The organism is Xanthomonas sp. D-109 (assembly GCF_017746095.1).
GTDB classification, from domain to species: domain Bacteria; phylum Pseudomonadota; class Gammaproteobacteria; order Xanthomonadales; family Xanthomonadaceae; genus Xanthomonas_A; species Xanthomonas_A sacchari.
On sequence record NZ_JAGHWV010000026.1, the window covers coordinates 104813 to 118591 of the forward strand.

The following is a 13779-nucleotide window of genomic DNA, read 5'->3' on the forward strand; positions in this document are numbered from 1 at the left end:
GCTTGCCGCAAGCCTCCGTAGGAGCGGCTTCAGCCGCGACGAGCGAAGCGATGCGCGTTCCGATGGCGCAGTGCGTCGGGACTGAAATCCCTCCTACAGTGCCTCAGCCAGCTTGCCGCAAGCCTCCGTAGGAGCGGCTTCAGCCGCGACGAACGAAGCGGTGCGCGTTCCGATGGCGTACTGCGTCGTGACCGAAGTCGACCCTGCCGTGCCTCTGGCTGACGTGCCGCAAGGGCATGGCGACGCGGCTGCATCCCCGCGTCGCCATGACGCTTACGGCAGGCCGGCCAGCCAGTCGTCGTCGCTGCCTTCGTTGATGTCGGCGAACAGCGGCGTGGAGAAGTAGCGCTCGCCGGTGTCCGGCAGCATCGCCAGGATCACCGCGCCCGGCGCCGCGGTCTCGGCCACGCGCAGCGCGGTGGCCACGGTGCCGCCGCCGGAAATGCCGGTGAAGATGCCTTCCTCGGCGGCGAGGCGGCGCGACACCGTGATGGCGTCGGTGTCTTCCACGCTCAGCACCTCGTCGTAGACCTCGCGGTTGAGCACCTCGGGCACGAAGTCCGGGGTCCAGCCCTGGATCTTGTGCGGCTTCCACTCCTGGCCCTGCAGCAGGGCCGCGCCGGCCGGTTCGGTGGCGGTGATGTGCACGTCCGGGCGAGCCAGCCGCAGCACTTCGCCGACGCCGGTGAGGGTGCCGCCGGTGCCCCAGCCGCTGACGAAGTGATCGAGCCGGCGGCCGGCGAAATCGCGCAGGATCTCCGCGGCGGTGGTGCTGCGGTGGTAGGCGGGATTGGCCGGGTTGGCGAACTGCCGGGCCAGGAACCAGCCGTGCTGCTTGGCCAGCTCCTCGGCCTTGCGCACCATGCCGCTGCCGCGCTCGGCGGCCGGGGTCAGGATCACCTTGGCGCCATAGGCGCGCATCAGCTTGCGGCGCTCGATCGAGAAGGTCTCCACCATGGTCGCCACGAACTTGTAGCCGCGCGCGGCGGCCACCATCGCCAGGGCCACGCCGGTGTTGCCGGAGGTCGCTTCGACGATGGTGTCGCCGGGCTTGAGCAGGCCGCGCGCCTCGGCATCGAGCACGATCGCCAGCGCCAGGCGGTCCTTGACCGAGCCGCCGGGGTTGAATGCCTCGACCTTGACGTACAGGTCCACGTGCGCCGGCGCCAGGCGCTGCAGCTTGACGATCGGGGTGTGGCCGATGGTGTCGAGGATGTTGTCGTAGATGGCCATGGGCAAGGTCTCCGGGAATGGGGTGCGGGTCAGGCGGCGTGGGCCAGGGTAGGCGCCGCCTGCTTCGGGGAAGGTGAGGGCAGCGAGTGCAGCGGCGCGGCGCCGAACCAGTGCAGGGTGTCGGCCAGCGCGGCCACTTCGCCCAGGATCAGCAGCGCCGGTGCGCGCACCGCATGCACGCGGGCAGTGTCGGGCAGGTCGGCGAGGGTGCCGCGCACCACCCGCTGCTCGGCGCGCGAGCCGTTCTCGACCAGCGCGAAGGGCGTGCCGGCGGCGCGACCGGCGGCGAGCAGGCGCGTGCGCACCGTGTCCAGGCCGGCCACGCCCATGTACACCGCCAGGGTCTGCCGCTCCTGCGCCAGCGCGGCCCAGTCCAGGGTGTCCAGCGAGGCCTTGCAGTGCGCGGTGACCAGGCGCAGCGATTGCGCATGGTCGCGGTGGGTCAGCGGGATGCCGGCGTAGGCGGCGCAGGCCAGTGCGGCGGTGATGCCGGGCACCACCGCGTAGTCCACGCCGTGCGCCCGCAGGTACTCCAGTTCCTCGCCGCCGCGGCCGAACACGAACGGGTCGCCGCCCTTCAGCCGCACCACCCGGCGTCCGCGCCGCGCGTGTTCCAGCAGCAGGGCGTGGATCTGCTCCTGGGCGACGCTGTGGCCATCGGCCGACTTGCCGACGGCGATGCGCTCGGTACCCGCCGGTATGAGCTGCAGGATCGCGGCGCTGACCAGGCGGTCGTGCAGGACCACGTCGGCCTGGCGCAGGGCATGCAGCGCGTTGCCGGTGAGCAGGCCGGGATCGCCCGGACCGGCGCCGACCAGGGTCACGCTGCCCGGGCGCAGCGGCAGCGCCTGGGGTGCGGCGGCTTTGGCGGTATCTGCGGCGGATGCCGGCGCTGCCGGCACGGCTTGTGCCAGCACCCGCCGGGCGGCGGCGGCCTGCAGCGCCTGCCGGTTGCTCGCCGGATCCTCGCTGGCGGCGATCACGAACCACACGCTCTCCAGCCAGGCGTTGTCGAAGCCGCCGCACAGCCAGGTCAGCCGGCCCTGCGCGGACAGCGCCTGCAATGCCGGGGTCAGGGTCGGCGCGGCCACCCGTGGCAGGGCGCCGGCGGCCAGCAGCGCCTGCACCTGGCGTTCGGCGGCCGTGCCGCCGCCGATCACCAGCACGGCCCGGTCGTGCAGGTCCGGATACAGGGCAATCGGGGCAGGGCTCACAGGATGGCTCGCAACGCGGGGCAGGCGGGAGCGACGACCGTAGCGCCGGCTCATAGCCCCAGGAAATGACTTCATGCCCATCGCAGATAGCTTTCGGTTATAAGGTGAAAGGCCGAATTCCACTACAGTCGAGCGTCCCGCCAGGCGGCGCCTCGCCCTCGTCCCGATGACGCTGACCCAACTCCGCTACCTCGTCGCCATTGCCGATGCCGATCTGAACATCACCCTGGCGGCGGCGCGCGTGCATGCCACCCAGCCGGGGCTGTCCAAGCAGCTCAAGCAACTGGAGGACGAACTGGGCTTCCTGCTGTTCGTGCGCAAGGGCCGCAGCCTGGAAACGGTGACCCCGGCCGGGCGCGAGGTGATCGAACGCGCCCGTGCGGTGCTGGCCGAAGCCAACAACATCCGCACCTACGCGGCCAACCAGCGCCGCGAGAGCCAGGGCCAGCTGACCCTCACCACCACCCACACCCAGGCGCGCTTCGTGCTGCCGCCGGCGGTGGCGCAGATCAAGCAGGCCTATCCGCAGGTCAGCGTGCACCTGCAGCAGGCCGCCGAGAGCGCGGCGCTGGACCTGCTCAGCCAGGGCGATGCCGACATCGCCATCGTCAGCACCGCCGGCACTGCGCCGGCCGCCGGCATCGCCGTGCCGCTGTACCGCTGGCGGCGGCTGGTGCTGGTGCCGCGCGGGCACGCGCTGGACGTACCCAAGCGGGTGCCGGACATGGCCGCGCTGGCGGCGCAGCCGTTGATCAGCTACGAATCCTCCACGCGTGCCGGCTCTTCGTTGCAGCGCGCCTTCGGCCGCCTCGGGCTGGAGCCGCGGATCGCGCTGACCGCGCTCGACGCGGACCTGATCAAGACCTATGTGCGCACCGGGCTCGGCGTGGGGTTGCTGGCGGAAATGGCGGTGAGCGCCAACGACACCGACCTGCGCGCGTGGCCGGCGCCGCCGGAGATTCCCGAGTGCATCGCCTGGGCGGTGCTGCCGCGCGACCGCGTGCTGCGCGACTACGCGCTGGAACTGGTGCACGTCCTGGCGCCGCAGATCGACACCCGCGACCTGCGCCGGGTGATGGAAGGCAACCAGCAGCCGGACTGGCCGGCGCCGCCGAGCTGGGAAGATCTGACCCAGACCATTACCAGTTGAAGCGGGGAATGGGGAATCGGGATTGGGGAATGGCGGTGAAGCCGGGAATGGGGAGTCGGGATTGGGGAATGGCGGTGAAGCCGGGAATCGGGAATCGGGACTGGGGAATGGCAAGAGCGGCGCCCCGTGCTTGATGCGTCGATTGGCTTTGGACAGACGTCTGGGCAAAAGAAGCAAGGGCAACGGCATCGCGGCTTGCACTGGAATGAAGACCCCGTACCTGCGTGTTGCCTGCCGTGCGCGTTGCCGCAGCGCGAGCCGCCCCCTATCATGCGGCCCCTTCTGCCACCCGGCAGACCGCGACCCCGGACGTGCCGGCGCCTGCCGGCAGCGCGCCGCCGCTGTGCGGCCCCCGCCCGGGGCGCGTCGACTTTCCCAACGCAAGGACGCCCGATGCATCCTGTTCTTCAGCACAACCTGTTCTTCGTCAAGGAACAGGTCGGCATGTTCAAGGCCGCCAACAACTACGACGTGTTCGATCCGCACAGCAACCGCAAGCTGCTGGAATGCCGCGAGCCGAACCTGGGCCTGTTCACCAAGATCTTCCGGTTCTCCGACTACAAGCGCATGACCCCGTTCCAGGTGGAAGTGCGGACTCCCGAAGGGCAGAAGGTGCTGACGGTCAAGCGCGGCTTCTCGCTGTTCCTGTCCAGGGTGGAGGTGCTGGACGAGCACGATCGGCTGGTCGGTTCCTTCAGCCAGAAGTTCTTCTCCATCGGCGGCAAGTTCGATGTGCTCGATGCCCAGGGCGCGCCGGTGTGCACGCTGCGTGGCAAGTGGACCAGCTGGGATTTCCGCTTCGTGCAGGGCGAGCGCGAACTGGCGCAGGTGTCCAAGAAGTGGGCCGGGCTGGGCAAGGAGCTGTTCACCAGCGCCGACAACTACATGCTGTCGATCGCCGACAGCGTGCCGGCCGAGGATCCGCGGCGGATCCTGATCATGGCGGCGGTGTTGTGCATCGATATGGTGTTGAAGGAGTGACTGTGAAGCCGGGAATGGGGAATCGGGAGTGGGGAATCGCAAAAGCTGGATTCCCGCGGCTGCTGCACCCTGGCCACTCGCACTGAGTGTGAGAGCCCCTTGTGGGAGGGACTTCAGTCCCGACGGCAGGCTGCCGGAAGACCTTGGTCCCTCACGGGTCCCTGCCGAGCCTTGGCTGCTCAACGCTGCGCGGCTGCGCTTGACATCTTCCTTCTCCCTTCGGGAGAAGGTGCCCCGAAGGGGCGGATGAGGGTACGGGCACCAGCCCAAGTAAGTACACCTGCGCCAGCGTGGCTCAGGCGTCAGGCGTCCGCGGCCGCCGGCAGCAGCACGGTGAAGCGGCTGCCGTGGCCGGGCTGGCTGCGCACTTCCACGGTGCAGCCCAGGGTCTCGGCGGCGCGGCGCACGATCCACAGGCCCAGGCCGAGGCCGTCGCTGCGCGGGTCGGCCTGGCGGAAGGCCTGGAACAGCGTGCGCAGGCCGTCTTCGTCCATGCCGATGCCGCGGTCGATGATCTCCACCGCCACCTGGTCGCCGCGGCGCCGGCAGCCGATCAGCACCTTGCCATGCGCGGTGTACTTGACCGCGTTGCCCAGCAGGTTGCCCAGCAAGGTGGACAGCAGGGCAGCACTGCTGCGCACGCGCAGCGAGGTCGGCACGCTGCGCAGCTGCACGCCCTTGGCCGCGGCCTGCGGCTGCCAGGTGGCCAGGATCGGCGCCAGCACGTCGGCCATGGCCAGGGTCTGCAGCGCCGGCAGTCGCAGCTCGCCGGCGGCGGCGTTGGTGGCGAGCTGGTCCAGACCCACGGCGACCTGGTTCAGGGCCGCGCGTGCGGTCTCCAGCGAACCATCCTGCGCGGCGTCGTGCTGGCGCTGCAGCTTGCTCAGCGCGTAGGACGCGGTGCGCAGCGGGGTCTTCAGATCGTGGCCGGCGATGGCCATCAGGCGGCTGCGGTAGTGGTTGGACTCCTGCGCCAGGTGCAGCGCCTTGCGCAGTTCCAGTTGGCCCATGGCCTGCCGCGCCAGCGCGCGCAGCGCTTCGATCTGCTCGTAGCTGAGCTGGCGCGGGCGTCGGTCCAGCACGCAGACCGTGCCCAGGGCCAGGCCGTCGGAGGTCTTCAGCAGCGCGCCGGCGTAGAAGTGCAGGCGCATGTCGCCGGTGACCAGCGGGTTGCAGGCGAAGCGCGGGTCCTCGCGGGTATCCGGCACCAGCAGCAGGTCGTCCTCAAGCAGGGCGTGCGCGCACAGCGAGGTCGCCAGCGGGGTCTCGCGCGTGCCCAGCCCGATTTCGCTCTTGAACCACTGCCGCTCGCTGTCGATCAGGTTGACCACCGCGATCGGCGCCTGGCAGATCAGGCCGGCCAGCCGGGTGATGTCGTCGAACGCCGGCTCGCGCGGGGTGTCCAGGATCGCGTAGCTGTGCAGCGCGTCCAGGCGCAGTGCTTCGTTGCGCGGCTTGGCGGCGCAGTACACCGGGTCGGCAGCGGGTTCAACAGGGGACATGCAGCGCGACTCGGGCGGAAAGGCACGCAGTCTATGGTACCTGTCACGGTTTATGCCGACGCGGCGTTCACACGGCGCTCGCGTGGGTTGCACCCAGGCTTAGCGAATCCGGCATGGCCCGGTTCAGCCCACCCAGCGGCCCTGTGCGTCGACCAGCGGCGTCCCGTCCTCCTTGGCGAAGGCGCCGCGCTGCGGCGACGGCAGGATCTCCAGCACCGTCTCCGACGGCCGGCACAGGCGCGTGCCCAGCGGGCTGACCACGATCGGCCGGTTGAGCAGGATCGGGTGCTGCAGCATGGCCTCCAGCAGCGCGTCGTCGTCCAGCGTCGGGTCGTCCAGCCCCAGTTCGGCGTAGGGCGTGCCCTTCTGCCGGATCAGCTCCCGCAGCGGCAGCCCGCTGGCCGCCGCCAGCGTCTGCAGGGTGGCGCGGTCGGGCGGGGTCTTCAGGTATTCGATCACGGTCGGCTCGACGCCGCTGTTGCGGATCAGCCCCAGCACGTTGCGCGAGGTGCCGCAGGCGGGGTTATGGTAGATCGTGATCGTGGGCATGGGGCGGCTCGCTGAGTGGGACGGAACAAGGGTGGCCATTGCGGATCCTCCACGCGGCCGCGGCCGATGGTGCCGCAATCGCGGCGGCATGCAAGGGCGGCCATCGTCGCGGGATGGGGAACGGCCGGCCTGTCTTCGATTTGCGCAGACGGCATGGCCCGGTCGCGCAACGGCTGGACCACCTAGCCGGGCGTCTGGCAGCGGCGAGGCGACGGCGCTGCGGCCATGGTCGGGCCGAGGCAGCGGCCGCGATGGCGGGCTGCGGCCTGCCGACTCAGGACGCGGCCGGTCCTGCACCATGCGTCACTTCGCCGCACACGGCGTCGCACGCGTTTCAATGGCCATCGCACCCTCTAGAATGCGCCGATGTTCCGTCTCCGCCAGTTGCCGTCGTGTTGGGCCGCGCTCGCCGCGCTGGCGCTCGGCCTGTTGCTGCTGGCGCCGCCGATCAGCCAGTGGCGCCAGGCACGGACCGAAGCGGCCGCGCTGCAGGACCAGGCGCTGTGCACCAGCGGCGGCCTGCGCCTGGCGGCGCTGGCGGGAGCCGTCTCGGCGGCGCATGGTGGCCACCACGACGATGCCGGCCTGGCGCACGCACCGGCCTGCGATTACTGCCTGCTCGCCGCACGTCTGTTGCCGTGGGTGGCACTGTTGCTGGCGCTGCTGCCCTGGCGTTGCCCGCTGGTGCCGGTGGCGGCGCTGCGTAGCCTTTTCGTCACGGCCAGCGCGCGTCGCGCGCATCCGCCTCGCGGGCCACCGCTGTTCTCCTGATCCACGGGTTGCCATTTCCGTGCCGCGGCGCCGCTGCGGCGCGTCCTCGTGCCGATGGAGTTTCGCCATGTTCCGCTTTCCTGCCATGCCGCCCGTGGCGGCATGCTGCTGCGTGTATCTCGCAGCGTCCCTGCCTGCCCTGGCCGCCGATGCGCCGCCAGGCGCCGGCGATTCCGTGCTGACCCTGGGCAAGGTCCAGGCCACCTCGCCGCTCGCCGCCGGTTCCAGCGCGCGCAGCGTGTTCAGTTCCGTCGACATCCTCGGCGGCGACCTGCTGCAGGACCAGCACGTGGACTACAGCTGGGAACTGCTGATGCGCGCGCCCGGCGTGCAGGTGACCCAGTTCAAGATGGGCACCGACGCCGGGCGTTTCTCCTTCCGCGGCTTCAACGGCGAAGGCCGGGTCAATGCGGTCAAGCTGCTGATCGACGGCGTGCCCAGCAACGACAATGCCGGCGCCATGCCGTACCTGGATGCGGTGTTCCCGCTGAACATCGCCGCGATCGAGATCGTGCGCGGCACCAACGACCCGCGCTACGGCCTGAATGCGATCGCCGGCAGCGTCGACGTGCTGACCCGCAGCGGCGGCAACGACGGCCGCGCCAGCGTCACCGTCGGCAGCTTCGGCACCCGCGAAGTGCAGGCGACGCAGGGCATCGAGCGCGGTGCCTGGAGCCAGAACTATTTCGCCGCCTGGCGCGACAGCGACGGCTACCGCGACCACGCCGACGCGCGCAAGCATGCGTTCTCCGGCAAGTGGTTCTATACCGATCCGGACGGGCGCTGGCGTGCCGGACTCAGCGCGCGCGACTACCGCAACACGGCGCTGGAGGCGGGATATCTGGACTACGCGACCGCGCAGCGCGCACCGCGCAGTTCCCCCGACTACGCACGCGACGACCGCAGCCAGCGCCACACCACACAGGTGTCGCTGCATCTGGACACGCGCCTGGCCGAGACCGTGCAGGGCAGCGCCAAGGCGTACTGGAACCGCTACGACAATCAGCGCTGGGTGCGCTTCACCGCGGCCGGTGCGCAGCAGGAGCGCGATACCGACGAGCGCCAGCGCGGCGTGCTGGCCGAGCTCAGCTGGCGCCCGGCGCTGGCCCGTGCCGACGCCTTCGCGCTGGAGGGCGGGGTCGACGCGCAGTGGCAGGACAACATCTCGCAGCGCTACCGCACGGTGGCGCGCGTGCGCACCGCGCCGCTGCGCGACTGGGATTTCGATCTGCACACCGAAGGCGCCTACGTGCAGGCGGTGCTGCGTCCGACCGCGCGTCTGCAACTGGTGCCCGGCTACCGGGTGGATCGCGTCGGCGGGCAGTTCCGCGACCTCGCCAGCGGTGCGCGCTATCCGACCTACGCCTACGGCACGATCCGCCAACCCAAGTTGAGCGCGGTGTACGCGCTCACTGGGCAGGCGAGCCTGTACGCCAACATCGGCCGCACGTTCCAGATCGGCAGCGGCAACGGCGCCTACCGCACTCAGGCGCGCAACCTGGCGCCGTCCTACAACGACGGCTGGGAGAGCGGCCTCAAGTTCGCCGGCGCGCAGCAGCGCTGGGACGCGCGCGTGGCCTACTGGGAGCAGCGCGCCTCCGACGAAGTGGCCACCATCCTCGGTGTGAACGGCAGCGTCGGCACCGGCGAGGTCGGCAACGTCGGCAAGACCCTGCGCCGCGGCTGGGACGCGCAACTGAACCTGCGTCCGGACGAGCGCTGGACGCTGTGGCTGGCCTATTCCCGGCAACGCGCGTTGATCGTCACGCCCGACCCGAGCGCGCCTGACACACGCGGCAAGGAGATCGAGAACGTGCCGCATTACCTTGCGACGGCGGGCATCGACTGGCAGGCCACGCCAAGGCTGACGCTGTCGGCCTGGGGCAACGCGCAGGGCGACTACTACGTGGAGCGCACCAACACACTGGGCCGCTACGGTGGCTACGCCTTGGCCAATCTCGGCGCGACCTGGCGCTGGCGTCCGCAGCGCGAGGTCGCGCTGCAACTGAAGAACCTGACCGATCGGCACTATGTCTACGCCTGGTACGACAGCGGGTCGTCCGGCTACTCGCCTGGCGATGGCCGCGCGCTGTACGCCACGCTGAGCTTGGGCTGGTGATGGCCGCGCGCACCCTTGCCGCCGAGGCGGCGCCAGCGCGCTTCTACCGTGCGGTGTGGCGCTGGCATTTCTATGCCGGCCTGCTGGTGCTGCCGTTGCTGGTCTGGCTGGCGCTGACCGGCGCGGCCTTCGTCTACCAGCAGCCGATCGACCGCTACTTCCACCACGCGCTGAAGACCGTGCCGGTGCCGGCGCACGCGCAGGCGCTGGGCCCGCAGCGGTTGCTGGACGCGGCGCTGGCGGCGCAACCCGGCCAGGCGCTGCGCTACACCACGCCGCCGCGGCGCGATGCCTCGGCGGAAGTGACCATCGCCACCGCCGATGGCCGTCACGCTGTGGTGTACGTGGATCCGTACCGGGCGCGGGTGCTGGGTCAGTTGCCCGAGCATGGCACCGTGGCCTGGACCATCCGCCGCCTGCACAGCCTCGACTACGTCGGCTGGTTCGCCAATGCGCTGATCGAGGTGGCCGCCGGCTGGGCGATCCTGCTGGTACTGACCGGCGTGTACCTGTGGTGGCCGCGCGGGCGCCGCGGCGGCGTGACCACGGTGCGCGGACGGCCGCCGCAGCGCGTGTTCTGGCGCGATCTGCACGCGCTCACCGGCAGCGTGGTCGGCGTGGCGCTGCTGTTCCTGGCGCTGACCGGGATGCCGTGGTCGTGGTTCTGGGGCGCGCAGGTCAATCGCCTGGCCAATGGCCACCATTACGGCTATCCGTCCGGGTTGCGGGTGGATGTGCCGATGTCGACGCAGCGGCTGAGCGACAGCGAGGTGCCGGCGTGGTCGCTGCGGCAGGCGCGCCTGCCGCAGTCGTTGCCGCCGTCTGTGGATCCGCATGCGGCGCACGGCGCGCATGATGGCCACGGAGACCACGGCCGCATGGCCGGCATGGCGGATGCGGCGCCGGTGGCCGGCGCGATCGGCCTGGATGCGGCGGTGGCGCGGTTCCAGGCGCGCGGCATCGCGCCCGGCTACAGCGTCGCGCTGCCGCGCGGCGCACGCGGGGTCTATACCGCCTCGGTGTATCCGCCGGACCTGGCGCAGCAGCGGGTGATCCACCTGGACCAGTACAGCGGCCAGGCGCTGCTGGACATGCGCTATGCCGATTACGGGCCGCTGGCCAAGACGCTGGAGTGGGGCATCAACGTGCACCTGGGGCAGGAGTACGGAGTGCTCAACCAACTCGTGCTGATCGGCGCGTGCCTGGGCATCGTGCTGTTGTGCGTCAGCGCGGCGGCGATGTGGTGGAAGCGGCGTCCACGCGGTGGGCTCGGGGTGCCGCCGCTGCCGGCGGACCGGCGCACGCTGCGCGGCGTGGTCGCGTTGCTGGTGCTGGGCGGGCTGCTGTTCCCGTTGGTCGGTCTGTCCTTGCTGCTGATGCTGGCGCTGGACTGGGCGCTGGTGCTGCGGCGCGAGCCGGTGGTGGGGGCTTAGCGGGTCGAGGTCGGAAGCTACGGTGATTCCGCTGCGACAAGCGATGCCATCGGCGCATCCGATTTTGTGCAGTCGGGACTGAAGTCCCTCCCACAAGAGGCGGGTCAGCGGTCATTGCTGGTGTCGGCACTTGCGCCAGAGACAAAGGGCACCCGTGTAGGAGCGGCTTCAGCCGCGACCGGGCGTTCATGGGATTGCCCGGTCGCGGCTGAAGCCGCTCCTACGGAAAATGACGCGGTGCGGTCGGTAACGTACGGCGCGGCTACAGAAAGGCCGAACGCGTGCCCCGGGTGCCTTACAGATCCTCGTGGATCCCGCACTCGCGCTTGAGGCCGAAGAAGCGGGTGTCTTCCTCGCGCATGCCCGGTTCCCAGCGGCGGGTGGTGTGGAAGTCGCCGATGGAGACGTAGCCCTGTTCCCACAGCGGGTGATAGGGCAGGTCGTGCTGCTGCATGTATTGCCACAGGTCGCGATCGCTCCAGTCGGCAATCGGGTTGATCTTGTAGCGTTCGCCGCGCTTCTGCACGAACGGGGTCTGCGCGCGGCTGTCGGACTGGCTGCGGCGCAGGCCGGTGAACCAGGTGCCGACCTTCAGCTCGTCCAGGGCGCGGCGCATCGGCTCGACCTTGCGCAGATTGTTGTACTGCTCGATGCCGACCATGCCCTGTTCCCACAGGCGGCCGTGGCGCGCTTCCATCCAGGCGCGGCTGACCAGCGGGCGGTAGATCTTGAGATTGAGCTTGAGTCGCTCGGTCAGCGCGTCGGCGAAACGGTAGGTCTCGGCGAACAGGTAGCCGGTGTCGATCAGGATCACCGGGATGTCCGGGCGCTGCCGGGTCAGCAGGTGCAGGGTGGCCGCCGATTGCGCGCCGAAGCTGGACGACAGCGCCGCCTCGGCCGGGCCGTGCTGCAACGCCCAGGCCACGCGCTCCGGCGCGGACAGCGTCGCCAGCAGCGCATTGGCGGCATCGAGATCCAGGGGCGCGGCCGGGGCGTTGGCGGAGGCGTCTTGGGAGGCGGCGGGCAGAGCGCTCATGCGTGCAGTTCCGACGGAATCAGGTGGCGGTGGGTGGGGTAGGCGGGCAGGGCGACCACGCCGCTGCGGTGCAGGAAGTCGCCGAAGCGCTCGTCCGCGTCCCGCTCGCTGGCATAGCGCGCGAACAGCGGCTCCAGCGCAGCGAGGATCTCCGGCTCGGCGATGTTCTCGCGGTACAGGGTGTTGAGGCGCTGGCCGCGGTGGTCGCCGCCGAGCATCAGGTTGTAGCGGCCGGGCGCCTTGCCGACCAGGGCGATCTCGGCCAGGTACGGACGCGAGCAGCCGTTCGGGCAACCGGAGATGCGCAGCAGGATCGGCGCGTCCTCCAGGCCGTGGCGGGCCAGCAGCGGCTGCAGCTGCGCGGCGAAGGCCGGCAGGTAGCGTTCGGCCTCGGCCATCGCCAGGCCGCAGGTGGGCAGCGCCACGCAGGCCATGGCCGCGCGCGCCAGCGCGGTGGGCGCGCGGTTGCCGGCGTCCAGCGCATGCGCGCGCACCAGCGCGTCGATCGCCTCGCGCTGCGCGGCGGGGATGCCGGCGATCACCAGGTTCTGGTTCGAGGTCATGCGGAAGTGCGCGCCGTCGCCGGCATCGCGCAGCTGCGCGGCGATCGCGCGCAGGCCGCTGAGGTGCTGCGCACCATCGGCATGGTCGGCGATGCGCCCGGCCGGCAGCGACAGGGTCAGGTGCCAGCGGCCATCCTCGCCGGCCTGCCAGCCCTCGCGATCGCCGTTGTGCGCGAAGGCGAAGTCGCGCATGGCCTGCAGGCGCACGCCGGCGCGGCGCTCGATCTCCGCCACCACCGTGTCCAGGCCGTGGTCGTCGATGGTGTACTTGAAGCGCGCGCGCTTGCGCACGGTGCGGTTGCCCAGGTCACGCTGGGTGGTCACCACCGCGGTGGCGACATCGAGCAACTGCGCGCGGTCGATGAAGCCGACCACGTTGGCCACGCGCGGGTAGGTCTCGGCATCGCCATGGCTGGCGCCCATGCCGCCGCCGAGGCTGACGTTGTAGCCGACCAACGTGCCATCGGCGTCGAGCACGCCGATGAAACCCAGGTCGTTGGCGAACACGTCCACGTCGTTGACCGGCGGCAGCGCGAAACCGATCTTGAACTTGCGCGGCAGGTAGGCGTTGCCGTAGATCGGCTCGTCCTCCTGGCCGCTGCCGGCGACCTGCTCCTCGTCCAGCCAGATCTCGTAGTAGGCGCGGGTATTGGGCAGCAGGTGTTCGGACACGCGCGCGGCGTCGGCGTAGAGCGTGGCGTGCGCCTGCGATGCCAGCGGATTGGCGGCGACCTGCACGTTGCGATTGACGTCGCCGCAGGCGGCAAGCGTGTCGATCAGCGCGGCGTTGATCGCCTGCATGGTCGCCTTCAGTTCGCGCTTGATCACCCCGTGGAACTGGAACGCCTGGCGCGTGGTGATGCGCAGCGAGTGGTTGCCGTAGGTGGTGGCGATGGCGTCGAGCTTGAGCCACTGCGCCGGATCCACCACCCCGCCCGGGGTGCGGGTGCGGATCATGAATTGGTAGGCCGGCTCCAGCTTCTGCCGGCGCCGCTCCTCGCGCAGATCGCGGTCGTCCTGCTGGTAGCTGCCGTGGTACTTGATCAGGGTCTGATCGTCCTCGCGCAGCGCCCCGGTGACCGGATCGGCCAGGCTCTGCAGCAGCGACCCGCGCAAGCGCTGGCTGTGGTGCTTGATGTCTTCGACGGAGTGGGACATTGGGCAGGGAATCGAGAATGGGGAATGGGGAATGGCAAAAGCGGGTGCGTCGGATTACGGAAAGCCTGTC

Annotated in this window: 11 protein-coding genes; 5 read left to right on the top strand and 6 right to left on the bottom strand. The window is 70.5% G+C overall.

What is annotated here, in order from left to right; all coding sequences use genetic code 11:
- Nucleotides 1–273: 273 nt before the first annotated feature.
- Both cysK and cobA read right to left on the bottom strand, forming a co-directional pair.
- Nucleotides 274–1233, bottom strand: coding sequence for a cysteine synthase A (cysK, locus tag J7357_RS19110; protein ID WP_010342775.1), 960 nt, complete (start codon nt 1231–1233; stop codon nt 274–276).
- Nucleotides 1234–1262: 29 nt separating this feature from the next.
- Nucleotides 1263–2447, bottom strand: coding sequence for a uroporphyrinogen-III C-methyltransferase (gene cobA / locus J7357_RS19115; RefSeq protein WP_209248914.1), 1185 nt, complete (start codon nt 2445–2447; stop codon nt 1263–1265).
- Nucleotides 2448–2613: 166 nt separating this feature from the next.
- Here cobA and J7357_RS19120 point away from each other — a divergent pair, with 166 nt between their 5' ends.
- On the top strand, nt 2614–3597 hold the full coding sequence (locus J7357_RS19120) for a LysR family transcriptional regulator (protein ID WP_209030980.1): 984 nt from the start codon (nt 2614–2616) through the stop codon (nt 3595–3597).
- 393 nt (nt 3598–3990) lie between these two features.
- Nucleotides 3991–4578, top strand: a complete 588-nt coding sequence (locus tag J7357_RS19125; protein ID WP_010342779.1) for a phospholipid scramblase-related protein — start codon at nt 3991–3993, stop codon at nt 4576–4578.
- Nucleotides 4579–4880: 302 nt separating this feature from the next.
- Here J7357_RS19125 and J7357_RS19130 read toward each other — a convergent pair whose 3' ends face one another.
- Together J7357_RS19130 and arsC are read right to left on the bottom strand one after the other, a co-directional pair.
- Nucleotides 4881–6080, bottom strand: a complete 1200-nt coding sequence (locus J7357_RS19130) for a GAF domain-containing sensor histidine kinase (protein ID WP_209248916.1) — start codon at nt 6078–6080, stop codon at nt 4881–4883.
- A 123-nt stretch (nt 6081–6203) separates the two neighbouring features.
- The gene (gene arsC, locus J7357_RS19135; protein ID WP_010342781.1) at nt 6204–6629 is read right to left on the bottom strand and encodes an arsenate reductase (glutaredoxin); all 426 of its coding nucleotides are present in this window, start codon (nt 6627–6629) and stop codon (nt 6204–6206) included.
- A 366-nt stretch (nt 6630–6995) separates the two neighbouring features.
- On the opposite strand from arsC, the gene J7357_RS19140 reads away from it, so the two are divergent.
- From J7357_RS19140 to J7357_RS19150, 3 genes are all read left to right on the top strand, one after another.
- Nucleotides 6996–7400 (top strand): DUF2946 family protein, encoded by a 405-nt coding sequence (locus J7357_RS19140; protein WP_209248918.1) that lies wholly within the window; start codon nt 6996–6998, stop codon nt 7398–7400.
- A 67-nt stretch (nt 7401–7467) separates the two neighbouring features.
- The gene (locus J7357_RS19145) at nt 7468–9519 is read left to right on the top strand and encodes a TonB-dependent receptor (RefSeq protein WP_244667665.1); all 2052 of its coding nucleotides are present in this window, start codon (nt 7468–7470) and stop codon (nt 9517–9519) included.
- Nucleotides 9519–10952, top strand: a complete 1434-nt coding sequence (locus J7357_RS19150; protein ID WP_209248920.1) for a PepSY domain-containing protein — start codon at nt 9519–9521, stop codon at nt 10950–10952. Before J7357_RS19145 ends, J7357_RS19150 begins: the two co-directional genes overlap by 1 nt.
- Nucleotides 10953–11247: 295 nt before the next feature.
- On the opposite strand, the gene J7357_RS19155 is transcribed toward J7357_RS19150, so the two are convergent.
- Together J7357_RS19155 and cysI are read right to left on the bottom strand one after the other, a co-directional pair.
- Nucleotides 11248–11988, bottom strand: a complete 741-nt coding sequence (locus J7357_RS19155; RefSeq protein ID WP_209248922.1) for a phosphoadenylyl-sulfate reductase — start codon at nt 11986–11988, stop codon at nt 11248–11250.
- A complete protein-coding gene (cysI, locus tag J7357_RS19160; RefSeq protein ID WP_209248924.1) occupies nt 11985–13709 on the bottom strand; it encodes an assimilatory sulfite reductase (NADPH) hemoprotein subunit in 1725 nt (574 codons plus the stop codon). Before cysI ends, J7357_RS19155 begins: the two co-directional genes overlap by 4 nt.
- Nucleotides 13710–13779: the final 70 nt, after the last annotated feature.